Origin of the sequence: Sulfurimonas hydrogeniphila (assembly GCF_009068765.1) — a bacterium.
GTDB lineage: Bacteria > Campylobacterota > Campylobacteria > Campylobacterales > Sulfurimonadaceae > Sulfurimonas > Sulfurimonas hydrogeniphila.
Map to the genome: position 1 here is coordinate 216,784 of NZ_CP035534.1, position 25,425 is coordinate 242,208.

Below are 25,425 nucleotides of genomic sequence, written 5' to 3' on the forward strand. Positions count from 1 at the left end.
AACTTTTTACGATTTCCATAAACGAGGAAATTTCAATGCATAACAAGCCCATTTACCTTTTTTCTGTCTCTTCTCATCCTGATGCTCACCATGTAAACTCTTTGGATATTACTTTTTTTCAGCCTGATATTGATTTTTCCAAATATGATTATCTGATAATTACCTCAAAGCAGGCATCAAAAGCGTTGCAACAGTATGAGAAAAAAGAGTATATAAAGAAGCAGGCGCTGTGTATCTCAAAACAGAGTGCAAAAAGTTTTGAAGATTTAGGGGGTCAGGTCCTGGCTGTCGGTAAGGGGTACGGCGATACTCTTGCGGAAAAAATAAAACAATACCCAAAAGAGACAAAATGGCTTTATTTGCGTGCTGAACTTGTTGCTTCTGATTTTGTCCTTACATGTAAAGAAGAGGGATACTGTATAGATGAAAAAATTGTCTATGCAAGCAAGTGCAGTGAAGAGTTGTTACATGTAACAGTGCCGCAGGAGGCTATACTTATTTTCACCTCTCCTTCAAGTGTAGAGTGTTTTTTAAGCAGGCATTCTTTGCTGCACACACATAAAATAATCGTTATAGGCAAAACAACGGCAAAAGCACTGCCAAAAAACTGCTCCTGTATTCTCTCTGATGAGACAACTATTGAGAGTTGTATGCAAATAGCGCATTCCCTAAAATAAAAACAAGCATATTTTTAGTATAATTATCTTGTTAATCTGAGTAGTTCGTGTCAGCACATATATGCGGGTTCTACATATTCAACCTGTGAATCAGTAGGGTTGTCGTGTGTCGGTGGTTTCGCTTGAGGTATGTTCACTCTGCCGATGAAATTGCCGCCGTCAGGCAACCCTCTCTTCACCCAAATTCGGCTTTTAGAACCAAGCCAGTAGTGCGACGGCTGCTCGGGTTAATGCAAAAAAAGTTTATTTATTTCATCAGGGTGGGCTAAATAAATTTTTTAATTATATGGAGATACAAATGAAAATATTGATCTTGGGGAGCGGTGGACGAGAATACTCTATTGCCCGTGCTATAAAAAATGAAGAAGAGGAACATGAACTTTTTTTTCAGCCTGGAAACGGTGCAACAAACAATCTGGGAACAAACCTCGATATCAAAGATTACAATGATTTGGCAGCATTTGCAAAAAAAAATGAGATTGATTTGACTATAGTAGGTCCTGAAGCGCCTCTGGTGGATGGTGTTGTTGACATATTTAAAGCACAGGGACTGACAATTTTCGGACCGGGTAAAGAGGCTGCTCAGCTTGAAGGCTCAAAAGTCTACATGAAAAACTTTTTGGCAAAATACAATATTCCTACAGCAAAATATATAGAGAGTGATTCGATAGAAGAGCTGTTTAGGTTTACAAACACCCTGCAGGCACCTATCGTTGTAAAAGCAGATGGTCTGTGTGGCGGAAAGGGTGTTATCATCGCACAATCCCATGATGAGGCAAAAAAAGCAATTTCTGAAATGCTCAGCGGAAAAAGTTTCGGTGATGCGGGTAAAAAAGTAATCGTGGAAGAGTTTTTAGACGGATATGAACTTTCTATGTTTGCAGTATGTGACGGGAAAGATTATATCTTGCTTCCGGCTGCACAGGATCACAAACGCCTGCTTGACGGTGACAAAGGTCCAAATACAGGAGGAATGGGTGCCTATGCCCCGACTCCGCTTGTAGATGAAACACTGTACCAAAAAGTACGAGAGCGTATTATCCGCCCTACACTTGAGGGTATGCAACAAGAGGGTGCACCTTTTGAGGGTGTACTTTTTATCGGTATTATGGTGGTAAACGGTGAGCCGATTACTCTGGAATTTAATGTACGTTTTGGAGATCCTGAATGTGAAATTCTTATGCCGTTAATGACTTCAAGCGTATCTGACATGTTTTACAAAGCGGCAACAAACCGTTTGGGCGAAATCAAAGTAGAATTTTCAGACCAGTATGCTGTCGGTGTGGTTATGGCGAGTGAAAACTATCCGTACGGACCATCAACGCCTGCTGAAATTATTTTAGATGATGTCAAGCATAAAGAAATAGAAGAAAATACACATATATCTTTTGCCGGTGTTGCAATGGAAGACGGGAAGCTCTACGCAACGGGTGGACGTGTTTTGGTATGTGTCGGTTTGGGTGAGAGTATCAAAGAGGCACGTGACAGAGCCTATATGAGATGTGGACAGGTTCATTTTGCAGGAAAAAAACTTCGTACAGATATCGCCTACCAAGCTCTTTAGGAATTTGAATTTTGAATGAAGAGATTGAAAAACTTCTCAACCGAGAACATTTACAGCTCGCCTCTGTTAAAAAAAGGGCAATGGCATTTTTTATAGATGAAATGCTGCTCTCTTTTTTACTTATTATCGCGATGTCTGATTCATTTGCCAATGCGCAGACGGTTGAAGATATTATTATACTGACAAATACCTATGTATTGCAGTATATTGCGATGAAAATAGTCTATCAGACTTTTTTTGTAATGCAGTACGGGGCTACTTTAGGGAAGCTGGCAATGAAAATAAAAGTTATTGATGTACGTACACTGGACAATCCGAACTTTGCAGCAGCACTCAACAGGGCAGTTTTCAGAATTATAAGTGAAATGATTTTTTATCTTGGTTTTTTATGGGGAATGTTTGATCCGCAGCGCCAGGCATGGCATGATAAAACCGCAAAAACTTTGGTGATAGATGCTTAAATATTTTCTTTTTTTCCTTCTCGCCTGTATGGGTATTCTGATTGCAGATGACAAGATTGAAATATATGCATCCTCTGTTAAATCAAAAAACAATATTGTGTATGCGGACGGAGGAGTCAGTGTTGTTTACAAAGATTATTTTTTAACTGCTCAAAGAGCGGTGTATAACCAAAAGACGCAAGATTTGGAACTCTTTGGGAAGGTACGGCTCAACCATAACAAAAAGTACAAGATACTCGGAAAATATGCAAAACTCAATTTGGCAAAAAAAGAGCGGTATTTTAAACCGCTTTATCTGCTTGAGAACAAATCTGATGTCTGGATCAGTGCAAATGAAGGTGAATCAAAAGGAGTGCTGCTGGATATCACTTCAGGTTCAGTCAGTGGATGTGATCCTGTAGACCCTTTATGGACAATGGAGTTTTCTTCATCGGAATACAATACAGATTCCAAATGGATTAATTTATACAATGCACGGCTTTATATTTACGATATACCGGTATTTTATACACCCTATTTTGGCTACTCTCTTGATACGACACGGCGTACCGGTCTTTTGAAGCCGTCTTTTGGAATATCCTCAACCGAAGGGTTTTATTATGAACAGCCGATTTACATTGCCGAACAAAACTGGTGGGATTTAGAAATCAATCCACAGATCAGAACCACAAGAGGAAAAGGACTTTATACTACTTTCAGATTTGTGGATTCTGCTGTTTCACACGGAGAATTCAAAGCAGGATATTTTAAAGAAAACGAGGAGTATTATTTAAAATATAATCTGCAAAATCAATCCCATTACGGATTTAATTTTAAGTATGACAATACAAATCCTCTGAATCAATGGCTTGGACTGAACTTGCCAGGACAGTCCGGAATATATGCAGATATTAACCATATGAATGATGTTGACTACATTAACCTTGCACAAAACAACAATGCACTGCAGCAGGCAACTGCAACACAGGTACTTTCACGAGTAAACCTTTTTTATAATACAAATGACAACTATATAGGTGCCTATTTTAAATATTATGAAGATTTGACACTCCAGACAAATGACAATACACTGCAAAAACTCCCAACTGTTCAATACCATCATTATGTAGATACTTTTTTGAAAGATCATTTGCTGTACTCCTTTGATGTGCAGAGTAATAATATTCAAAGAATCATAAACAAAAAAGTAATTCAAACAGATGTAAATCTGCCTGTAACACTTCAGGCGCCATTGTTTAGTGAATATGTCAATCTTTCATACAAGGCAAATCTGTATCTGCAACATTCTCAATTTAGCGGGCATGAACAAAATCCAATTCCGGGTTTTGAATATCATGACGGCTTTTATGCAAGCAACTACAATACTGTTACTGTTTCAACACAGTTAACAAAGGCATATGCAAATTTTAGTCATGTTGTAGGCTTTGACGTGAGTTATAATGCGAAAGGCTGGAGTAAGAAAGACGGTTTTTATCAGGACAATATGGACTACTGTTCAGATTTTACAAATAAGGCAGATCCAAATTTTGCACAAAGATGTGAGTTTTATAATATAGCAACAATTCAAAATGATACACAGCTAAACTTTCAGCAATATTTTTATGACAGTACCGCACAGGAGATTATCTATCACAGACTTTCCCAAAACATCTCTTACGAAAATACAAAAGAACGCTATGGTGACCTGGAAAATGAGCTTGACTATAAGATAACGAGTTTTTTGTCCTATTACAATAACATGTTTTATAATTATAAGGAAAAAAAGTTTTCAAAGATTTTGAATCAGGTGTCATTCAACAGGAATGGCGTGAAAATTGCACTCTCACATCTCTATAAAAATACCTTTTTACCAAAAACAGCCACTTATACGCCCTATACAAGTTATCTCACATCAAATGTAAAATATACTTACAACAAACACTATTCTTACAATACAAGCTATAATTATGATTTAGAATCAAAAGAGAGAAAAAGTTTTTCTTTCGGATTTTTGTACACAAAGCGATGTTGGGATTTTGGAGTGCAGTATACCGAAAACAACAGACCTGTCTTGACTACAGTCGGGAGTACAAGTTCCTCTGTGTATGACAGGTTTATATACTTGACTATTGTATTAAAACCGTTAATGAAAGCAAATGCCGGCAGCTCTTTTTTATCGTATAAATTGCCGGATGATACAAAATAGGATGCAAAAAGATGCAAAAGTATAAGCATATTTTACAAGACAGGGAAGATGCAGCACAAAAGCTTCGTGATGTACTGCCTATGCAAAAATTAAAAGAAGAAGCGTGGAATATTGTTGCAGTGTCAAAAGGCGGACTTGAATTGGCTTCACTGATAAAAGGCAAGTTGAAAAATAACCTGGAAATTCTTTTTTTAGAAGCAATTATGGCGCCAAACAATCCTGAATGTGAAGTTGCCAGAGTCAGTGAGACAGAGGAGATTGTCCTCAATGAAGAGTTGATTAATGCCTTTGGAATACAGTATGATTATATCTACGGAGAAGCTCACAGAAAGCATGAAGAGGATATACTTAGCTATATATACAAGTATCGCAAAGGAAGACCGTTTCCTCCTATGAAAAACAAGATTGTTTTACTTGTAGATGAGGGAAGTGAGACAGGAAGCAAGTTTATGACTGCACTCAAAACAGTTTTGGCCCAGAAACCAAAAGCAGTTTATATTGCCAGTCCTGTACTGCCAAGAGATGTTTTAGAATTGTTAGAAACATTCGTAGATGACATATTTTTTCTGTATGACATAGATGACTATGTAGAAACATCATTGTATTATAAGAATTTAACAATAATGGACGATGAAGAAATAGAAGAAATACTCAGTAAAGATTTAAAGGATAACAGATGACGTATGATGTAAAATTAGAATTAGAAAACAGAGTAGAAGAATACTCCTTTGGTGATGTTGCCAAACAGGCAAACGGTTCGGCATGGCTTAAATCAGGTAAAACTGTAATACTGGCGACGGTAGTAATTGATGAGACTGAGGTTGTCAAAGATGACTTTTTGCCTTTGACTGTACAGTATATAGAAAAAACATATGCAGCCGGAAAAATTCCGGGAGGGTTTTTCAAACGTGAAACAAAGCCGAGTGATTTTGAGACTCTGACATCACGAATAGTAGACAGAAGTCTGCGTCCCTTGTTTCCGAAAGGATTCGGGCACCCGACACAAATTACCATTATGGTATTTTCGGCAGATGCTGAGTCTGATATGCAGCTTCTTGCGCTTAATGCCGCTTCGGCTGCACTTTTTACTTCGGACATAGATATAAACAGCAGTGTATGTGCGGTTCGCGCAGCTAAAGTAGACGGAGAGCTTGTACTGAACCCAACACTTTCACAGTTGAAGAACTCTACACTGGATTTGTATCTTTCAGGAACGAAGAAAGATTTACTGATGATAGAGATGCGTTCCATCGGCAGTGAAAAGGTTGAAGTCGAAGAGACCTACGAGCCGATGCTTGACCCGATGATGGATCCGAGTCTTGGTACAATAGTGGTAGATACACATGTATCCAATGCAATGAGTGAAGATGAACTGATAGAAGTACTTGATAAAACAGAAAAAATTCTTTTTGCTTCAAATGTTGAATATGAAGTGGCCTTTGGACCGTATCAAAAAGAGATAAAACCTCTGGAACTCAAAACAGACGGTTTAAATGAAGAGATGGTGGCTTTTGTGAAAGAACGTCATATGCAAGATATCATAGATGCCATGAATCAAATGGCAAAGTCTGAACGCTCAACTGCCTTAAGAAACCTCAGAAAAAGAATTCTTACCAATAATCTGGAGTGGGATGAACTTGAACTCAAAGCGGCAATAGAAGCGGTTAAAAGAGAGCAGGTGCGTGCACAGATACTCAATGAAAAAGTAAGAGCCGACGGACGTACACTGACAGAAATACGTCCTATCAGTATTGATACAAATGTATTGCCGGCTGCGCATGCCTCTTGTCTCTTCACCCGTGGACAGACACAGGCTCTTGTGGTCTTAACGATGGGCGGACCCAAAGATGCGCAAATGTTTGAAGGTTTGACAGATTCCGGCACTCAAAATGAAAACTTTATGGTGCATTATAACTTTCCGGGATTTTCGGTAGGGGAAGCTTCTCCTATTATGGGAACAAAAAGACGTGAACTCGGACACGGAAATTTAGCAAAACGTGCGCTTGAACCGATACTCAACCTTGATGGACAGACAGTCCGTCTGGTGTCTGAAATACTGGAGTCAAACGGTTCTTCTTCAATGGCAACTGTGTGTGGCGGGTATCTTGCACTTAAAGCTGCAGGGCTTGAGACAAGTGATACGGTTGCTGGTATTGCCATGGGTATGATAAGTGACGGAGAGCGTTATGCAATTCTTTCTGACATTATGGGTCTTGAAGATCATGATGGTGATATGGATTTCAAGGTTACCGGTTCGAAAGAGGGTATTACCGCTATGCAGATGGATATCAAACTCGGCGGTGTGAGTCTGAACATTTTAAAAGAAGCATTGTATCAGGCAAAAGAAGGACGTGCGCATATTATTGACATTATGCTTGATGCAGAGGCTAAAATAGAATTTAATGACGGCGTACTTCCTGTTACAGAATTTTTTCATATTGATCCGGGATTTATCGGTGAAATTATAGGTCAGGCAGGAAAGACAATCCGTGAAATGATAGAAAAGTTTGAAGTGGCGATAGATATAGATAAAAAAGAGGGAAAAGTTAAAATTACCGGTAAAAACAAAAATGGTGTAGAGGGAGCAAAAGAGCATATTCAAAAAATTGTCAATGCACCGAAAAAAGAAAAAATAAAATATGAAGTAGGCGGAAAATACGAAGGGACTGTAAAGAAAATCGTTGACTTTGGTGCTTTTATAGAGTTGCCTGACGGAACAGACGGCCTGTTGCACATATCCAAACTTTCAAAAGACAAACGTGTGGAGAATGTAAGTGATATTTTAAGCGAAGGCGATAAAGTAAAGGTGGAAATTTTAGAATTTAAAGGAAATAAAATTTCTTTAGGTCTTGCATAAGAGAATATTTAGCAAAACTTTCATATAATGCGCTTATCAATTTCTAGTAGGGAAATCTGGGCATTTATGTTCAGGTTGCTTCATTACATGTAATGAGGTTACGCTATCCGAACGGATTGTAATTATTTCAAGGAATATATTATGAAAAAAATTCTTTTTCTTTTAGTAGCTTTTTCTGCTGCTGCATTCGCAAATGACGGTGAGGTTGCCAACCAAACTCTTAAAGCATACTCAATGATCGCTGCCGGTCTCGGTCTTGGTCTTGCTGCATTAGGTGGAGCTATCGGTATGGGTCATACTGCTGCTGCAACTATTGCCGGTACTGCACGTAACCCTGGTCTTGGTGCTAAACTTATGACTACAATGTTCATCGCTCTTGCAATGATCGAAGCACAGGTTATTTATGCACTGGTAATTGCGTTAATCGCACTTTACGCTAACCCATATTTAGGATAATCTTTAGAGATTACTAAATATACCTCAGACCTGGCTCCCAAAGAGTCAGGTCACTTTTATACCACACAAATGCGCAGGTGGTGGAACGGTAGACACGCAACGTTGAGGTCGTTGTGCCTTCGGGTGTGGGGGTTCAAATCCCCCTCTGCGCACCATAACCCCCTATTTTCGAACTTTCAAAGCAATATTTAAAAACCGGCATCGATACTATATAAAAGACAACGGAAGATGAAGTGCGTGGACATATATGCTATATTTTGGCAGATACCGTTAAGATAGTTCAGGCTTAGGTTCCGATATTTCATAACCCTGGGCATAATCTATCCCCATTTTTTTTACATAATCATAAACTTCCAAAGAACAGACAAATTCGGCAATGACCGGAATGTTTTTCTGGTGCGCATAGTCGAGTATTGTTTTTGCGGTAATCTGGGAGTTTCTGTCTGCAACGATATTTTTTATAAAGACCCCGTCTATTTTTATAAAATCAATTTTTAGGTTGTTGAGCTGTCCGAAATTTGAACACTCAGCGCCAAAGTCATCAATGGCAAGTTTACACCCGAGGTCATGCAAAATATTAAGCGTTTTTTGAATCTCTTTGTGTTTTGCGATACTGTTGTTTTCTAAAATTTCAAAGGTCAGTCGTTCCGGACTGATACTGTATTTTTCGATATTTTTTTTCACAACTGCCATAAACTGCGGATGTTTCAGGTCATAGTCACTGATGTTGACGGTAAAATTATAAACACTGGTCTGAATTTTTTTACAGGCCTCTTCAAGAATTATTTTAAATATTTCAAAGAGCTGTCCGCTGTAGCGGGCGGCATCCAAAAAATGGTAGGGAGAATAGATTTCACCTTCATACTCTATGCGGACCAGACTTTCATATTTTTCAATTTTATCTGTTTTGAGATTTTTTATAGGCTGAAAATAGGTCAGAATTCTATGCTCACTCAGGGCATCGCGTATTCTTCCTGTCCACAAAGAGTTTGAATGGATGGTTCGCAGAATCGTCAAATCATCACTGTATTTCTTTAGATTGTTTTTTCCATACAGACGGGCTTCTTTTAAGGCAAATTCTGCTTTTTGTATAATGTTTCCATAGTCATCGATGACAACACCAATGCTGGCAGTCAAATGTATTTTAATACCGTTGATGGAGAAAAGATGGTTGTAAATGTCATCCTTTACCTTTGTAATTCTCTGCTCGGTTGTGAGCGTGTCTCCCTGTGTATAGAGCATGGCAAAAACATCTGCTTCAAGGTGAAAAACCTGGGCATCCTGTGTATATTTTTCCAATAAAAAACGGGAAAAAGCCCGCAGAACTTTGTCTCCAAAATCAAATCCGTTGTGGTTGTTAATAACACTGAAATCATCAATATTGATAAGTATGAGAGATTTCTTGCCGCTACTGCTGAGATTTTCAGAGAGTTTGAGCCGATTTGGCAGTTTTGTCACCTCATTTGTAGTCATCTTAGTGTAAATTTCATCTTTTTTGTCTTGAATGTCTTTAAACTGCTGGTACTGTTTGATAGCTGCACGCACAGTCAGAAAGAATTTTTGAGACTCTATGCAGGCGCGTGACCTGTAGTCATTTATATCATAATGCTCAAGAATTTCATCAGTGGGAACAGCTGAGTCTACACTGTCTATAATGACTATGCGCATTGTAGTACTGATTTGTGCCCGAATGTAGTTGATTAATTGCAGTCCGCCGCTTAGTTTTTCTATATTGATATCTATAAAGGCAACAGCGATATCTTTATTGTTTTGAATGATTTTTCGTGCTTCTTCTGCGTTGTGTGCATGAAGTACTTTGAGCTTTTTATGGAAAATGACGGCATCTCCCAACTTTTCCTTTAAAATATCGTGGACAAAAGCATCATTGCCAACCAGTAGTATTTCCCAAAATTTTGTAGACATTATGAACTCCATGCGTTAGTAACTATTATATATCGCTGCTCATAAAACTTTTATTAATCAATTAAATGAGGATTCTCAGAAGGAAAGGCTTTTTATCTGTACTAAGGAGACAAGAAGTCTAATTCCTGCAAATCAGGTTTCGGTTCTGCAATCTCATACCCCTGCACATACTCCACGCCCAAAGCCTTTACATAATCATACACCTCTTTGGAGCAGACATATTCTGCAATGACCGGAATCCCTTTTTTGTGGGCAAAGTCAATAATGGTAGTCGTGACTATCTGAGAGTTTTCATCTGTTATGATATTTTTGATGTAGGCTCCGTCAATTTTAATGAAATCTATGGGCAGGTTGTTAAGCTGTCCAAAGTTTGAACACTGGGCACCAAAGTCATCTATGGCAAGCCGAAAGCCCTCTGCATGGAGTTCATTCAGCAGTGCCTGAATATTTTTGTTGTGGGCAATGCTGTCATTTTCCAGAATTTCAAAAGTAATACGGGAATGGGGCAGGTTATATTTCTTTACTATCTTTTTGACTGTCGGAAGAAAATCAGGATACTGCATATCGTACTGGCTGATATTTACCGTAAACAAGTAAGTGTTTTGGACAGCCTTTTTGCAGGCCTCTTCCAAAACAAACTGAAATATTTTAAATATCTGTCCGCTGTAGAGTGCCGCATCCAAAAAATGAAAAGGGGAGTAGATCTCATTTTCGTATTCCAGTCTGACAAGGGCTTCGTATTTAATGATTTTACCGGTTTTTACTTCTAAAATAGGCTGAAAATAGGTATGCATTTTATGGTTGTGCAGGGCATCACGTACTCTTGTACTCCATAGTGAATTGGTATGAATCGTCCGGAGTATGTTCAAATCATCTGTATACTTTTGAATACTGTTCTTGCCGTAACGGCGTGCCTCTTTGAGGGCAAACTCCGCTTTTTGGATGATATTTCCGCGTTCGTACAGTGCAATGCCTATACTTGCTGTCAGGCGTGTTTTTATACCGTTGACGTTAAAAATATATTTTGCAATATCGTCTTTGATGCGTAAAATATTATCTTCGGTTGTTTCATTTTCGAGTTTGACACACAAGAGTACGAAATTATCGGAGTGCAGATGAAAAACCTGGGCATATCTGCCATATTTTTTCTCCAAAAATTTTGCAAAAGCACGCAGTACTTCATTGCCAAAGTCAAACCCGTTATGTTCATTGATGAGGCTGAAGTCGTCTATATTAATGAGTATAAGAGATTTTTCTCCCATTGTGTCCAGATATTCTGAGAGTTTGATTCTGTTTGGCAGATTGGTTACATTATTGGTCGTCATCTTTTTATAGATTTCATCTCTGCTGGATTTGATCTCTTTGTACTGTTCATACTGCTTAAGTGCATTGCGGATGATAAAATAAAATTTACCGCTTACAATTTCTTCTCTTTCTTTGTAGCCGTTAATATCATAATGGTCAAAAATTTTATCAGGAGGAACCGGCGAGTTTCCGCTGTCTATCATGACAATTCTTATGTTGCTGTTGTGCAAAACATTTCTTATATGTTCAACAAGCTTCAAGCCTGCGTCGGGTGTTTCCATAGATATGTCAATAAAAGCAATAGCAGTATCAGCATTGTTTTTTAAGAGTTCTTTCGCCTCTTGTGCATTGTGTGCATGGAGGATTTTTACGGGTTTGTTTTGAATAAAGATATTTTGCAGTTCTTTCTTAATGACATTATGCACAGCAACATCATCATCAACGACTAAAATTTCCCAATATTTTTCAGACATCATTATATTTCCTAGTAGTATTAACCATAGACTAGCATGAAAAAGATTAATATTTGTTTATAATAAACGGGGGGGGGAATACCGTTAAGCCAATAAAAAGCTTTAGTTTTGTGTGACAGTCGGAGCAAAAGCCTTTGTACTGAGTCTGACACTTTGTCCGATTTGGAGATTCTTGGCTTCTGCGGAGCTGACGACAACCTCGACGAGTTGCTGTCCTATGGCTACAACAGCGATGTAGATGACATCTGCTTTTTTAATATCGAGCAGTTCTCCCTCAAAAGAAAATTTTTGACTGCCCTGCGTTTTGAGCAAAACCTCTTTTGGTGCGCCGTCATTGATTATTTTTCCGTTTTGTAAAATGATGACACGAGAGGCAAGACGGTATATTTCGCTCGGGTCGTGACTGACCATAATGGTTGTCGTGCCAAACTCTTTATGCAGCACAAGCAGTTCGTTTTGCAGTTTTGTCCGCATAGCAGGGTCAAGTGCCGAGAGGGGTTCGTCAAGCAGTAGTATTTTTGGTTTTTTCATCAAGGCACGGCAGATGCTGACTCTCTGTTTCTGCCCGCCGCTGAGGCTGTTTGGATAGCGTTCTTTGAGACTGGAGAGTTCACTCAGTTCCAAAAGATGCTCGGCTAATTTTTTGTCATTGTTGACAAAAAGCAGATTTTTTTCTACACTCATATTTTCAAAAAGGGCATACTCCTGAAAAACAAAACCGATGGCTCTTTTTTGAACAGACAGGGCCCCTTTTGCATCAAGCCAGACGCTGTTTTGTACAGTGATGCTCCCTTTGGCCTCTTCAAGCCCTGCTAAAATTCTCAAAAGTGTGGTCTTTCCGCTGCCGCTTTTCCCACTGAGGGCTACAAACTCGCCCTCTTTAATATTGAGCTTTACATGTAAAGGCATAACGCCCTGGGCTCCGTGAAGTTTTTTTGTGACATCTATATGTATCATAATCCAAACCTTCTGTTGTGTCTGGCATTAAAGATGTAGACGCTCAGAAGTACTGCAAAAGAGATGCCCACCATTATGGCGCTGTAGATATGAGCGGCAGTGTAGTCCATATTTTCCACCATTTCATAAATGGCTACAGAGGCCACCTTTGTCTCACCCGGTATGCTGCCGCCTACCATTAAAACTACGCCGAATTCTCCGACTGTATGGGCAAAAGTGACAATGACGGCAGTGAGTACCGCCGGTTTCATATTTGGCAGGGCGACAAAAAACAGAGTCTGGAGTTTGCTTTTGCCGGCAATGTAACTCGCCTCAAGCATATTTTTGTTGAGACTCTCAAACCCGTTTTGAAGAGGCTGCACCATAAATGGCAAAGAGTAAAAACAACTTGCCACAACAAGTCCCGTAAAAGAAAAAACAAGTTTGACATCAAAAGTCTCTTCAAAAAAGTGACCGATTGGGGAGCTGTATGCAAATGCCCAAAGCAGATAAAACCCCAAAACAGAAGGGGGCAGAACAATTGGCAAAGCTGTAAGGGCTTCTAAAAAAGGTTTTGTTTGTGATTTTGTCTGTGAGAGAAACCATGCAAGCGGCAGGGCGATACAAAAGAGAATAAAAGCTGTCAACGCCGCAAGTTTGAAGGAGAGCACAAAGGGTTCAAAACTCATGAAACTATCTCCTTGAGTGACAAATCACTTGATTTTATCAGTGCGATGACAGATTCCCCTACATGCAACTGCATTCTTTGCAAAGAATCGCTTGTGATGATGGACTCCAAAACATTGTCATAAAACTGTAACTCTACAACAGACAAGAGCTCTCCGACTTCTATAGAACGCACCGTTACATGTAACTGGTTTGCATGGCTCAGTTCTCCCTGAAGATTTTTTGCTATGGCAATGGCTGTGGGTTTACATGTAAGGAGAACTTCTGTGTTTTGTGTGAGTGTTTGGGGCAATTCAAGGCTCATCATGCCCAGCGTGCTCTCATTACATGTAAAGTGTACTACATGTAAGTTTTGCACTGTTTGGATTGTCTCTGCTTTTGCTGGAATTGTATTCATTGTACACTGTATCCGTACGCTTTGAAAATCTCTTTTGCCGGTTGTGAGAGTAAAAAGGTGTAAAAAGAGTGTGCGTCTGCATTGTCTGTGGCATGTTTGAGCAAAACAATACCCTGTGCAATGGGTGTGTAGAGTTTTGGATCAACATCTTTAAAATTGACGCCTTCTTTATACTGTTTCATTTTAGGCGAAAAGAGTGCTGACTTGGCGATAAAACCCAAATCAGCTGCCGTGACTGCATAGGCAACAGTCTGTCCGACAGACTCTCCGTACACAAGTTTCTTTTTGATTTTTTTATACAAAGAGGCATTTTGCAATGCCTGACGCGCTGCTATTCCGTAAGGTGCGGTTTGCGGATTGGCTATGGCTATTGTTCTGATATTTTTGTCAAGAACGAGAGCTGTTCCCTGCTGAAACTCTCTTTTTTTTGTGCTAAAAAGAGCAAGCGCGCCCCGGGCATACACAACCGGTTTGGTCAGAGCAAAGCCTTTTTCGTATAATTTTTTTGGATAGGCCATATTTGCAGAGAGAAAAATGTCATAAGGTGCGCCGTGCATTATCTGTGCTGTGAGTTTTCCACTGCTGCCTATAGTCATTTGTATTTTTGTTTGCGGATTGTTTTTCTGAAATTCTTTTATCAGTCGGGGAAGGGCATAACTGACATTTGCCGCGGTTGCAATGTTGAGAGTACCCGCCAAAACAGTTGTAAAGGAGAATAAAAGTATAATAAGATAATTTTTCATTACAAGATTATAGCAGAGAAACCCTAATCGGCAAAACTTACAAATAACTTAAATTCAGTTGTTTATAAGTTTATACGGCTATACTTCCATCAAATAAAATTACTTGAAGGGTTCGAGAATGAAATTTACAAAAATTGCAACTCCTGAACAAATCGATCAAAAATGGGTTTTGATTGATGCTGAGGGTAAAACATTCGGTCGTATGATCACTGAAGTAGCTACTATACTTCGTGGGAAAAACAAACCGTGTTTTACTCCTAATATCGACTGTGGTGACTACGTAGTTATCATCAACGCTTCTAAGGCAAAATTTAACGGTCTTGGAAAAATAGCAAACAAAGAATATTTTTCTCACTCTGGGTACTTCGGTAGTACAAAGAGCGTTAAAATGACTGAGCTTTTAGAAAAGAACCCTGAGAAACTGTATAAGTTGGCAACTCGCGGTATGCTTCCTAAAACAAAGCTTGGTGCTAAAATGCTTAAAAAATTAAAAATTTATGCAGGTGCTGAACATCCTCACACTGCACAAATTGCTAAATAAGGACTGATTATATGGCAAATAAAATATATGCAACAGGTCGTCGTAAAGCCTCTGTAGCAAAAGTATGGTTAACTCCAGGAACCGGTAAAATCACTATCAACGGTCTTTCGTTAGACGCATGGTTGGGCGGACTTGAAGCGAAAAAACTTCGTGTAAAACAGCCATTGGTAGTAACAAAACAAGAAACAAATGTTGATATCGTTGCTACTACTTTAGGCGGTGGTTTCGGTGGTCAGGCAGATGCACTTCGTCACGGAATTTCCCGTGCTTTGGTAGCATACAACCCGGAATTAAAAGCAATGCTTAAACCTGAAGGTATGATGACTCGTGACTCACGTGTTGTTGAACGTAAGAAGCCAGGTAAGCGTAAAGCTCGTCGTTCTCGCCAGTTCTCTAAACGTTAATCGTTTGGAATTTTTATCAATGCCTTTTGCATTGGTAAAATTCTTTTTTATCTCCTCTTTGCAAAGTACACAATAAATTAACTCTATTAGTATATAATGTCTGTTCCATAAAAAAGCAGGTATTTATATGAAAAAAACAACGCTCATTCTCACACTGTTTACCATACTCATAATGCTTCTTTTTCCGTTTTTCGGCAACAGTTTCATGCAAAAACTTATAGATGAAAATATTCAGGTTTTGCAGTCACAGGGTCTGGTACTTAAAAAGAGTACAAAAGAGAGCGGTTATCTTAACACAAAACAGCATTTTGAATTTGTTTTGCAAGATACACAGGCACTGCAAAACTATTTACGTTCTTACACAAAATCAGCAGTGCCGCCGGCTGTAGAGAAAGTTTTTCAAGGTGCGACAATAGGCGCAGATGTTGCCTACAGCAATATTCCCTTTTCAAAGGCTGTGACTGTAGAGGTATATCCTTTGCAGCTTGCAAATACACTTATGCAGGAGATGAAAAAAAACAATCCGCAAGCCTACAGATATTTTACTGACTTTCTTGATGCAAAAGGGCTTTTGTATCATGTAGAGTACAATGTGCTCAGTAGTGATTTTAACGGCTTTGTCAAAGATATAGATACGCATTACAGTGTAAAAAAGAATGCAAATGTGCGTATGCAGTTAGAAGGTGTCAGGTTCAGCGGAGAGGGAAGCCTTTTTGCAGCAGAAAATATGACTTTTCATATACAAACAATGAAGCTCGCTTTGGAAGATGCTGCAAATGCACTCTCTTTTGAGATAAATAATTTGCAAAACAGGAGTGAATTTGCATCTTTTTCCCACTATACAACGGATACTAAAGTATTTCAAATCAAGTTTTTGATGAAAAATTCTCAGGATGATATCAATATATCTCTTGGTAATGTGGATATGGCTTCCTCTTCTTCTGAAAAAGACGGCAAAGTGGCATTGCATTCAAAAAGCTTTATAGATACTTTGATATTTCACGCAAATAAATTAAATTTTTCTCTCAAAGCATTCAACAGCGATATCTCTATTGAGGACCTGGACAAACAAAGCTATGAAAAATTTTCGCAGTTACTCACACAGTCAAAACAGATAAAACAGCAGGCCTTGCTTGCCATGCTTGCTCACGGTTTACATGTAAAGGTATCGGACCTCTCCTTTGAAAATATAACACTCAACAGGATTGAAGAACTTGGCAGTATGAAAATTCAAAGTGATTTGAAAATAGCACAGGACAAAGATTTTGCCAAAAAACTCAAGATGTCACCTCTGTTGCTGCTTGCAAATGCACAGATGAATATGAAAATAAAAGTCGCAAAAGCACTCTATCTCAAAATGATAGAAGATACACCTGCGGCAGCAGTGATTGTATCCTATGCAAAAGAGGATGCGCAGAGTGTCTATTTTGATATAGCATTTACAGACAGCAGACTTACAGTAAACGGTAAAGTTGTACAGTAATGGCAAAGACGGTTTTTTTTCTTTTTTTTTCCTGGAGTTTCTTCTTGGGCTCTCTCAACGGAGCCACTTTGCATCTGGCTACATCGTCAAATCCTTCAAGACTCAATCCTGTTTTGGCAACAGATTCTTCTTCCTCGGAAATCAGCTCTTTTATATTTAACGGGCTTGTCAAATATGACAAAGATTCCAAAGAGATTATAGGGGATTTGGCAGAGAAATTTTATTTTAAAGACAATAAAACACTTGTTTTTGAACTGAAAAAAAATGTTTTGTGGCATGACGGCAAAAAATTCAGTGCCAAGGATGTACTCTTTACCTATAAAACACTTCTCTCAGATAAAATAGTTTCCCCTTACAGTTCAGATTTTCGTTTTGTCAAAAGCGTCAGGATTATCAATGACTACAAGATAGAAGTACGATACACAAAACCTTACTTTAAGGCACTTGAGACATGGATGATGGGGGTACTCCCCGAACATGTTTTAAAAAACGAAAAAAACCTGATGAACGCCTCTTTTAATACACATCCGACAGGGACAGGTCCCTATAAACTGACGCGTCTTGAATACTCAAAAAATATAGAGCTCTCTGCTTTTGATGCGTATTTCGAGGGCAGACCAAAGATAGATACTGTTTCTTTCCATGTTATCGGTGATGCAATGACAAGATTTCTGATGCTTAAATCAGGACAACTGGATATCGGCAGTGTAGAGCCTTTCGTCTATGAAAGACAGCTTACTCAGAAATTTTTTGAAAACTTCAATATATATGAAAAAATCACTCTCTCCTATACATATCTCGGATTTAATCTGCGAAAAAAGAAGTTTCAAAATCCGAAAGTCAGACGCGCACTCTCTTTGGCGATTGACAGGCAGGAACTCATCGACATCCTTTTTTTAAAACATGCAAAGGTCTGCACGGGTCCGTTTCTGCCGGGAACAATTGCCTTTAATCCTGATGTCAAAGCTCCGACACAAAATATTGGGGAGGCAAAAAGACTGCTTAAAGAGGCAGGTTATGACGAGCAGCACCCTTTTACTTTTGAAATAGCCACATCAAACGCCAGCTCGATTCGCCCCTATGCGGCAGAAATCCTGCAGTATCAGCTCAAAAAAGTCGGTGTAATTGTCAAGCTGAGAGTCATGGAGTGGCAGGCCTTTTTAAATATGGTGGTTTTTCCGCATAAATTTGACACGGTTCTTTTGGGCTGGGGACTCTCACCTACACCCGACCCCTATATGTTCTGGCACTCAAAAAGCGATAAACCGGGCGGTTTTAACCTTGTAGGCTATCACAACAGTGAAATAGACGCAATGATAGAAAAATCACAGGCGACAATTGACAGAAAAAAACTGGGAGAGCTGTGGAGAAAGATGTTTAAAATCATTGCAGAGGACAACCCTTATCTTTTTTTGTATATTCCAAATTCCATCACGGCCGTGAACAAAAAGATAAAGCATATTCAACCGGCACAAAGCGGTATATGGCACAACTACATACAATGGGAGAAAAACTGACGTGATAATATTATTTGATTTGGACGGCACACTTATAGACTCGACAGAGGCAATTTTGGAGAGTTTTCACAACTCTTTTGCAGTGCACGGCTTCTCTGTACCCGATGATGCACAGATAAAGGCGCTTATCGGCCATCCTTTGGATGTAATGTACAGAGAACTCGGGGTGGATGAAGCGCTTGTTTTGGATTTTGTCACTACCTACAAAGAGCATTACAGAGAAATTTCCACGCAAAAAACAAAACTCCTGCCCAATGCCAAAGAGGCCGTAGAAGCGGCAGCAGCATTTGCTTCTTTGGGAATAGTGACAACAAAAACAGGAAAATATTCCCGGATTTTAATGGAACATTTCGGATTAATGGATAAATTTGAGGTCCTTGTAGGCAGAGAACATGTGCAAAATCCCAAACCGCATGCGGAACCGATTTTAAAAGCTCTGCAGAGTTTTGATACAAAAAACAAAGAGATATGGATGATCGGAGATACACAGATGGATCTGTTGTCGGCAAAAAATGCCGGTGTCAATTCCATCGGTGTTTTGAGTGGATATGAAGAGAAAAAAAGTTTAAAAAAGTTTTCTGACATTATATTTAATGATTCTTTGGATGCAATCGGTTACCTGAAAAGTAGAAAAACCGCACACTTTATAGTATAAGTTAATCTTAATCATATTATCAAGCTAACTTTAAGTGGGTCTGTTCTAAAATAGAGCTTAAGAATTGACAAAAATTGTTAAAGTAAGTTTCTTGAAAATTGAAGGAGAATTTATGCTAGAGATTAGATGGCATAGTCGTGCTGGCCAAGGTGCTGTTACAGGTGCCAAGGGTTTGGCAGACGTTATTTCTACAACTGGTAAACATGTACAGGCATTTGCGTTTTACGGTTCTGCAAAACGTGGAGCTGCAATGACAGCATATAATCGTGTGGATGATAAAGTAATCATGAATCATGAAAAATATATGGAGCCTGATTATGTCTTTGTCATAGATCCCGCTTTGGTATACACAACAGATGTTACGGTAAACGGGAAAGACAATACAAAATACATCATTACAACGCATATGAGTACAGAAGAACTTGTCGCCTCTCAGCCAAAACTTGAGGGCAAAGATGTTTACACGGTTGACTGTATTAAAATTGCGCAAGAAACGATTGGGCGTCCTATTCCTAATACACCGATGCTTGGTGCTTTTATGAAGGTATCGGGTATGTATGATATTGAATTCTTTAAAGAGAATATGATGAGAATATTAGATAAACTGCCTAAGAAAATTGTTGATGCAAATATGATCGCCATACAGCGCGCATATGATGAAGTAAAATAAGGAGCTATAGATGGCAAATACAGGTTGGGACGAATTTGAAATCGGAGCAATGCTTCGTACATTTGATGGTGCAGTAGAAGATATTGCGGGTACACTCCAAGAAGACCGTCCGTATTCACAAAACAGCTCTTTTTCTGCAAGTGTTGCTGACTGGAGAATTGAAAAACCGGTTTTTAATAAAGATTTTTGTATTGATTGCCAATTTTGCTGGGTCTACTGTCCGGATATTTCAATTATTTCAAGAGACAAAAAGGTTGTGGGCGTAGATATGGATCACTGTAAAGGATGCGGAATTTGTGTTGAGGTTTGTCCTACAAACCCAAAATCACTTTTAATGTTTCCGGAACAGGCAGACGAAGAGACAGAAATAGCAAATTGGCCTGCTAAAGAGACAAAGGAGAAATAGATGGCATTTGATAAAATGGAATTAAGAGATATCGAAGTATGGGATGGAAACTTTGCAGCTGCGCAGGCAATGAGACAGTGTCAAATTGATGTTGTTTCCGCATACCCGATTACGCCGTCAACTCCTATAGTTGAGGGATATGCAAAATTTTTGGCAGACAACTATGTCGAGGGTGAATTCGTAATGGTTGAGTCTGAACATGCGGCAATGTCGGGATGTATCGGTGCTGCAGCTGCCGGCGGGCGTGTTGCTACCGCAACATCTTCACAGGGTTTTGCTTTAATGGTTGAAACGCTTTATCAGGCTTCCGGTATGCGTTTGCCGATTGTCTTAAATGTCGTAAACCGTGCATTGGCTGCACCGCTGAACGTAAATGGTGACCATTCAGATATGTATCTTGGACGCGACTGCGGTTGGATACAGCTTGATGCATACTGCCCTCAGGATGCGTATGACTTGAACTTTATCGCTTTTAAAGTGGCTGAAGATCATGATGTGAGACTGCCGTGTATGGTACATCAGGATGGTTTCATGACTTCACATACAGCACAGGGTGTGCATACACTCGATGATGATACCGCATACAGTTTTGTAGGTGATTTCAAGCCTATGAACGATATGCTTGATTTTGAACACCCGGTAACACACGGAGTACAAACAGAAGAAGACTGGCATTTTGAACATAAAGCACGCCAGCATAATGACCTTATGACAAAAGTAATGCCAAAGATTCAAGCAGCCTTTGATGAGTTCGAGAAACTCTCAGGACGCAAATACAATATCGTTGAAAAATATGATATGGATGATGCGGATGTGTGTGTTGTATGTATGGGTACTTCAGTGGAAACTGCCCGTGAAGTGGCAAGCGAGATGAGAGAAAAGGGTGTTAAGGCCGGTGTTGTCGGACTTCGTGTTATTCGGCCGTTTCCGTTTTTTGAAATTCAAGAAGCGCTTAAAGATGTAAAAGCTATAGCAGCACTTGACCGTTCGTCTCCAAACGGAGCGCCGGGTATGCTCTTTAATGAAATTGCGGGTGCACTTTTTAACACAGATACAAAAGCCTTACTTTCGGGTTACATTTATGGTCTTGGCGGGAGAGATTTAACAAAAAGACATCTCACAGACCTGTATACTGAACTGCAGGCAAATGCTGATGCCGGCAAGGTGCTTACTCCACTACAACAATTTATCGGTGTTCGTGGACCGAAATTACAATTTTTATAGGAAAAAACGATGAGTGAAATGAAAAAAATTAAAAACTTAAAAGAGTTTTCTACATCAGCAGACCGTTTTGAAGGGGCAAACCTTCTTTGCCCTGGTTGTGCACACTCTATCATTGTTCGTGAAGTTTTAAATGCAACGAATGATGACCTGGTTCTTTCAGCATCTACCGGATGTTTAGAAGTTTGTACAGCAGTGTATCCTTATACTTCATGGGATGCTTCATGGATTCACATCGGTTTTGAAAACGGCTCAACTGCTGTTGCAGGAGCTGAAGCCATGTATAATGCATTAAAACGCAAAGGCCGTCTCAAGCAGCCTGACCGTAACCCTAAATTCGTATCTTTTGCCGGCGACGGTGCTTCTTACGATATCGGTTTTCAGTGGATTTCAGGCTGTATGGAGCGTGGGCACAATATGATGCATGTTGTTTTAGATAATGAAGTATATGCAAATACGGGCGGACAGCGTTCCTCTTCAACACCGATCGGTTCAAGCACAACAACTGCACCGGCAGGTCGTGTAAGCTACGGTGAGAAGAAAAACAAAAAAGACATGGTAAGCATTATGGCAAGCCACGGTATTCCGTATGCGGCGCAGGTAGCTCCAAACAAATGGAAAGATATGGTGAAAAAAATCCAACACGGTATGGCAGTGGAGGGGCCTGTATTTATCAATGCAGTTTCTCCTTGTACGACTGAGTGGAAATTTGACCCAAAAGATACGATGCTGTTAACGGACCTTGCGACTGATTCGTTGGTATTTCCGCTTTATGAAATCATTGACGGGCATGAGTTAAACATAACATACAGACCAAAAAGCGTTATTCCTGTTGAAGAATATTTAGCTGCACAGGGACGTTTCAAGCATCTTTTTAAAGATGAATACAAACATCTTATTAAAGAGTGGCAAGAGCGTGTCGATGCAAACTGGGAGTATCTAAACCGCCGAGAAGAAGCTCGCGTTTAAGAAGTTTCATCTTCACCGCATTTTGCACAAAAGTCAGAAACGGCAGGCTGTTAGCCTAGCCTTTTTCTGACTTTGGCACAAACTACAGTAAATCTAAAACTTCTTTATTTTTCGGAACCCGGACTTCAGTCCGGGCTGAGAGTGCCAAGACTATTCCAACAGCCGGCACTGAAGTCATAAGTATCTACACAACTTAAAACTCCATCTGCATAAAGTCATTGAGTTCTTTTTTAATGCTATGGAGTTCTTCAATATCATAAAGTTCAAGCATATCCATAGCAGAGAAGAAGTTCCATAAACCTGCTAACAGAGCCGGAGAGGTAGATATCTTCTTTCTTGCTACCAATCTCCCGCTTAATCGAACTAAAAACTTTCTAATTGCCAGCATGTTTTTACTATTTGTATGTTCAATTTCCCATACAAGCAAACAGGCATAAGAGGCAACAAACAAGCGTTTAAATATAGCCTGTGCACTCTCTTGCTGCCATTTTTCCAAATTAAACCCTGAGCTTTTTAACAGTTTAAAATACGTTTCTATATTCCATCTGTAATAATACCACAATCCTATCCTTGTTATATCAACATCTTCACGGTAATTCAAGTTTAATAACCAGTTAAATAAACTAGAACAAAATTTGCTTACTCCTATAAAAATTAGGAGGAGCAGATGCAAGTATTATTGGAAGAGTTTAGACAACTACCAGATTATAGAAAAAATAAAGTGCGATACACACATCCAGGAGAGATATTATTTTTATCACTTTTGGCTCTCCTTTCAGGTGCCGGGAGCTATGAAGATATTGCAACATGGATGAAAGAGAGAAAAAGAGAACTCTCTAAATTTTTGGGTCGTGCTTTTAAAGCTCCGGCATATACAACAATAAGAAATACATTTTTGGGAATTGATACACAAGCAGTAGAGAAGATGCAACAAAAATGGATTCATCAACTTTCAAATACTCCAAAAGATTCACAAACATTGACAATAGTTGCAACAGATGGGAAAACCATGAGAGGTTCTGCAAATAAAGAGATGAGTGAGAAAGCCAGACATATAGTTTCGCTCTTTCTAACAGAATCTAAACTTACATTGGCACAAGCCCAGGTACAAGAGAAAACAAACGAGATTCCCGCACTTGTTGAACTATTAGATGCTTTAAACCTCACAAATTGTGTGATTACCATGGATGCTATGCATACTCAAAAAAAACATTGAATAAAATAGTAAAGTGTGGACATGATTATATTGCACAGGTAAAATCGAATCAGAAAGAGCTTTTAAAATGGGTAATATTCAATACCTCTCTTGAAGATGCTAAGCCAATAGATACTTATGCCCATTATGAGCATAACACTCATGGGAGATATGAAGAGAGGGTTTGTGAAGTCTATGATGACCTCTATCAAATCAAAAAGAGTTGGTTATCTGTAAAAAGGGTTGTAAAGATTACAGCAACAACACTATCGTATGGAAAACATACGACAGAGTATCATTACTATATTTCAAGTCTTGATGTAGATGCAAAAACTTTTGCACATATTATCAGGAGCCATTGGAAAATTGAGAACTCTTTACACTATGTAAAAGATGTCAGTTTCGATGAGGATAGCTCAAGAGTTCGCACAGGTCAAGCACCTTTAATCTCTACAATGTTAAGAAGTCTTGCCATAAATATCATGAATATTAACAAAATCTCCAATATTAAAAAAGCCAGAAAGGTTTTTGGATGGAGTCCTCATAAGCTTTTCAGTCTTAGTAGTAGACTTGGGTGAGTATTAAACTTGAATTACCGTGCAACATCTTTTGGAAGATTGCTTAACAGAAGCCAGGTAGCAACTGTATTGTTCTTCTCATCTATGAGTCTTTGGACTATAAATCTGTTTTTTATTGGCTTGCCTTTTACTTTTTGTTTTATTGTTTTACCTTGTGGCGTATCTGTCTTTTGATAGCTGTCTCTTGTTATAAGTATATCTACCGTATTAACATAAATTTTTACTTTTTTATTTTGATACTGTATAGTTTTTACATATTTGCCTTTATCCATTTTTTTGGACAACTCTTTTTGGGTAATATCTTCATCTTCATACCTGACTTTGACATTGTCTAATGCTCGTACTATATATAAATCCTCTTTTTGCAGTCCTCTGAAAAACCCCGCACTGTCTGCTTCTCTGTCAATTACATGTACAATTTTCTTTTGTATGTTGAGGGATTGATTGATATAAGCTATTCTTTGTGTTAATTCACCGAGATGGGTAAGATGACTCTTCATTGTAGGATTATAGCTTGAGAGCACTTTATCTTGTGTCTTTAGGTTCTGTACCAAGGGAAGGATTGGTTTGCCGCTGCTGCTCTCAATTGCAAGGGAACTTTGCAACTCATATCCTCTTGATGAAGCATTATTTACATTGCTTCTGCGTTTTCGTATACAATCTGTTTTTGCCGTATGGTTTTTATAATTTATGAGTGACCAGTCATGGGCTACAAGTATATATTCATCACTGCTTTTATTAATAGTTTTAATCCCTCTTGTAAGCATTGGCTCATTGAGTGACTCTATATCTACATGCTCATTATTGTAAAATCTCCAAGCACTTTGTGCTTGTGAAAATCCTTCAGTCTTTTGTAGCAGGTTTAATCCATTGGTACTGTGTTGTTTATGATTCATATGACTTTTTACCAGTCTCATATATCTTTTTTTTTAAACGCTCTTCCATTGCATAAACTCTCTTGTTTTTTAAAATCTTATGCAATATCTATTCCGCTTTCTTTGCTTTTTTGAGTTGTGTAGATACTTATGACTGAAGTACCGCTTCCGAGAAAGCATTATTTTCTTAACTTAACGGCATAGAGACTTCAGTCCGGGCTAAAATTCATGCCTGCTTTCATCCTTC

General features: G+C 38.9%; 24 protein-coding genes, 1 tRNA gene and 1 pseudogene. 18 read left to right on the top strand and 8 right to left on the bottom strand.

The window, feature by feature from the left end; translation table 11 throughout:
* Positions 1-35: 35 nt before the first annotated feature.
* From ETP70_RS01115 to ETP70_RS01150, 8 genes are all read left to right on the top strand, one after another.
* Positions 36-677, top strand: a complete 642-nt coding sequence (locus tag ETP70_RS01115) for a uroporphyrinogen-III synthase (protein ID WP_151899437.1) — start codon at positions 36-38, stop codon at positions 675-677.
* 298 nt (positions 678-975) lie between these two features.
* Positions 976-2,241, top strand: coding sequence for a phosphoribosylamine--glycine ligase (purD, locus tag ETP70_RS01120; RefSeq protein WP_151899438.1), 1,266 nt, complete (start codon positions 976-978; stop codon positions 2,239-2,241).
* 11 nt (positions 2,242-2,252) lie between these two features.
* Positions 2,253-2,702: an RDD family protein gene (locus tag ETP70_RS01125; protein WP_151899439.1), complete on the top strand. Its 450-nt coding sequence runs from the start codon at positions 2,253-2,255 to the stop codon at positions 2,700-2,702.
* Positions 2,695-4,887 (top strand): LPS-assembly protein LptD, encoded by a 2,193-nt coding sequence (locus ETP70_RS01130; protein ID WP_151899440.1) that lies wholly within the window; start codon positions 2,695-2,697, stop codon positions 4,885-4,887. Before ETP70_RS01125 ends, ETP70_RS01130 begins: the two co-directional genes overlap by 8 nt.
* Before the next feature lie 11 nt (positions 4,888-4,898).
* Entirely contained in the window at positions 4,899-5,567 is a 669-nt protein-coding gene (locus ETP70_RS01135) for a phosphoribosyltransferase (protein WP_151899441.1), read from the top strand.
* Positions 5,564-7,744 (top strand): polyribonucleotide nucleotidyltransferase, encoded by a 2,181-nt coding sequence (locus ETP70_RS01140; RefSeq protein WP_151899442.1) that lies wholly within the window; start codon positions 5,564-5,566, stop codon positions 7,742-7,744. The genes ETP70_RS01135 and ETP70_RS01140 overlap by 4 nt, the downstream gene beginning before the upstream one ends.
* A gap of 141 nt (positions 7,745-7,885) precedes the next feature.
* The gene (locus ETP70_RS01145) at positions 7,886-8,200 is read left to right on the top strand and encodes a F0F1 ATP synthase subunit C (protein WP_151899443.1); all 315 of its coding nucleotides are present in this window, start codon (positions 7,886-7,888) and stop codon (positions 8,198-8,200) included.
* Between the two features lie 71 nt (positions 8,201-8,271).
* Positions 8,272-8,355 (top strand) — tRNA-Leu (locus ETP70_RS01150).
* 115 nt (positions 8,356-8,470) lie between these two features.
* On the opposite strand, the gene ETP70_RS01155 is transcribed toward ETP70_RS01150, so the two are convergent.
* The 6 genes from ETP70_RS01155 to modA form a co-directional block, all read right to left on the bottom strand.
* Positions 8,471-10,123 (bottom strand): EAL domain-containing protein, encoded by a 1,653-nt coding sequence (locus ETP70_RS01155; RefSeq protein WP_188110016.1) that lies wholly within the window; start codon positions 10,121-10,123, stop codon positions 8,471-8,473.
* 101 nt (positions 10,124-10,224) lie between these two features.
* Positions 10,225-11,904 (bottom strand): two-component system response regulator, encoded by a 1,680-nt coding sequence (locus ETP70_RS01160; protein ID WP_151899445.1) that lies wholly within the window; start codon positions 11,902-11,904, stop codon positions 10,225-10,227.
* A gap of 99 nt (positions 11,905-12,003) precedes the next feature.
* Positions 12,004-12,858: an ATP-binding cassette domain-containing protein gene (locus tag ETP70_RS01165; RefSeq protein ID WP_151899446.1), complete on the bottom strand. Its 855-nt coding sequence runs from the start codon at positions 12,856-12,858 to the stop codon at positions 12,004-12,006.
* Positions 12,855-13,526: a molybdate ABC transporter permease subunit gene (gene modB, locus ETP70_RS01170; RefSeq protein ID WP_151899447.1), complete on the bottom strand. Its 672-nt coding sequence runs from the start codon at positions 13,524-13,526 to the stop codon at positions 12,855-12,857. Before modB ends, ETP70_RS01165 begins: the two co-directional genes overlap by 4 nt.
* The gene (locus ETP70_RS01175; protein WP_151899448.1) at positions 13,523-13,921 is read right to left on the bottom strand and encodes a TOBE domain-containing protein; all 399 of its coding nucleotides are present in this window, start codon (positions 13,919-13,921) and stop codon (positions 13,523-13,525) included. Before ETP70_RS01175 ends, modB begins: the two co-directional genes overlap by 4 nt.
* A complete protein-coding gene (modA, locus tag ETP70_RS01180) occupies positions 13,918-14,664 on the bottom strand; it encodes a molybdate ABC transporter substrate-binding protein (protein WP_151899449.1) in 747 nt (248 codons plus the stop codon). Before modA ends, ETP70_RS01175 begins: the two co-directional genes overlap by 4 nt.
* Before the next feature lie 118 nt (positions 14,665-14,782).
* On the opposite strand from modA, the gene rplM reads away from it, so the two are divergent.
* The 9 genes from rplM (at position 14,783) to ETP70_RS01225 (ending at position 22,530) form a co-directional block, all read left to right on the top strand.
* Positions 14,783-15,205: a 50S ribosomal protein L13 gene (gene rplM, locus ETP70_RS01185; protein ID WP_151899450.1), complete on the top strand. Its 423-nt coding sequence runs from the start codon at positions 14,783-14,785 to the stop codon at positions 15,203-15,205.
* An 11-nt stretch (positions 15,206-15,216) separates the two neighbouring features.
* Positions 15,217-15,609 carry a 30S ribosomal protein S9 gene (rpsI, locus tag ETP70_RS01190; RefSeq protein WP_151899451.1) on the top strand — a complete coding sequence of 131 codons (393 nt, stop codon included), beginning with the start codon at positions 15,217-15,219 and terminating at the stop codon, positions 15,607-15,609.
* Between the two features lie 127 nt (positions 15,610-15,736).
* Positions 15,737-17,092 carry a YdgA family protein gene (locus ETP70_RS01195; RefSeq protein WP_151899452.1) on the top strand — a complete coding sequence of 452 codons (1,356 nt, stop codon included), beginning with the start codon at positions 15,737-15,739 and terminating at the stop codon, positions 17,090-17,092.
* The gene (locus tag ETP70_RS01200) at positions 17,092-18,609 is read left to right on the top strand and encodes a peptide-binding protein (protein WP_151899453.1); all 1,518 of its coding nucleotides are present in this window, start codon (positions 17,092-17,094) and stop codon (positions 18,607-18,609) included. The genes ETP70_RS01195 and ETP70_RS01200 overlap by 1 nt, the downstream gene beginning before the upstream one ends.
* Position 18,610: 1 nt before the next feature.
* On the top strand, positions 18,611-19,264 hold the full coding sequence (locus ETP70_RS01205; protein WP_151899454.1) for an HAD family hydrolase: 654 nt from the start codon (positions 18,611-18,613) through the stop codon (positions 19,262-19,264).
* Positions 19,265-19,376: 112 nt separating this feature from the next.
* A complete protein-coding gene (locus tag ETP70_RS01210; RefSeq protein WP_151899455.1) occupies positions 19,377-19,934 on the top strand; it encodes a pyruvate flavodoxin oxidoreductase subunit gamma in 558 nt (185 codons plus the stop codon).
* A gap of 10 nt (positions 19,935-19,944) precedes the next feature.
* Positions 19,945-20,340 carry a 4Fe-4S dicluster-binding protein gene (locus ETP70_RS01215; protein WP_151899456.1) on the top strand — a complete coding sequence of 132 codons (396 nt, stop codon included), beginning with the start codon at positions 19,945-19,947 and terminating at the stop codon, positions 20,338-20,340.
* Positions 20,341-21,564 (top strand): 2-oxoacid:ferredoxin oxidoreductase subunit alpha, encoded by a 1,224-nt coding sequence (locus tag ETP70_RS01220; protein ID WP_151899457.1) that lies wholly within the window; start codon positions 20,341-20,343, stop codon positions 21,562-21,564.
* A 9-nt stretch (positions 21,565-21,573) separates the two neighbouring features.
* Positions 21,574-22,530: a thiamine pyrophosphate-dependent enzyme gene (locus tag ETP70_RS01225; RefSeq protein WP_151899458.1), complete on the top strand. Its 957-nt coding sequence runs from the start codon at positions 21,574-21,576 to the stop codon at positions 22,528-22,530.
* Between the two features lie 193 nt (positions 22,531-22,723).
* On the opposite strand, the gene ETP70_RS01230 is transcribed toward ETP70_RS01225, so the two are convergent.
* Positions 22,724-23,131 (bottom strand): hypothetical protein, encoded by a 408-nt coding sequence (locus ETP70_RS01230; protein WP_151899459.1) that lies wholly within the window; start codon positions 23,129-23,131, stop codon positions 22,724-22,726.
* Between the two features lie 66 nt (positions 23,132-23,197).
* Here ETP70_RS01230 and ETP70_RS12490 point away from each other — a divergent pair.
* Positions 23,198-24,303, top strand: a pseudogene (locus ETP70_RS12490) (ISAs1 family transposase).
* 14 nt (positions 24,304-24,317) lie between these two features.
* Here ETP70_RS12490 and ETP70_RS01245 read toward each other — a convergent pair.
* Positions 24,318-25,199, bottom strand: coding sequence for a hypothetical protein (locus ETP70_RS01245; RefSeq protein WP_151899462.1), 882 nt, complete (start codon positions 25,197-25,199; stop codon positions 24,318-24,320).
* Between the last annotated feature and the right edge of the window lie 226 nt (positions 25,200-25,425).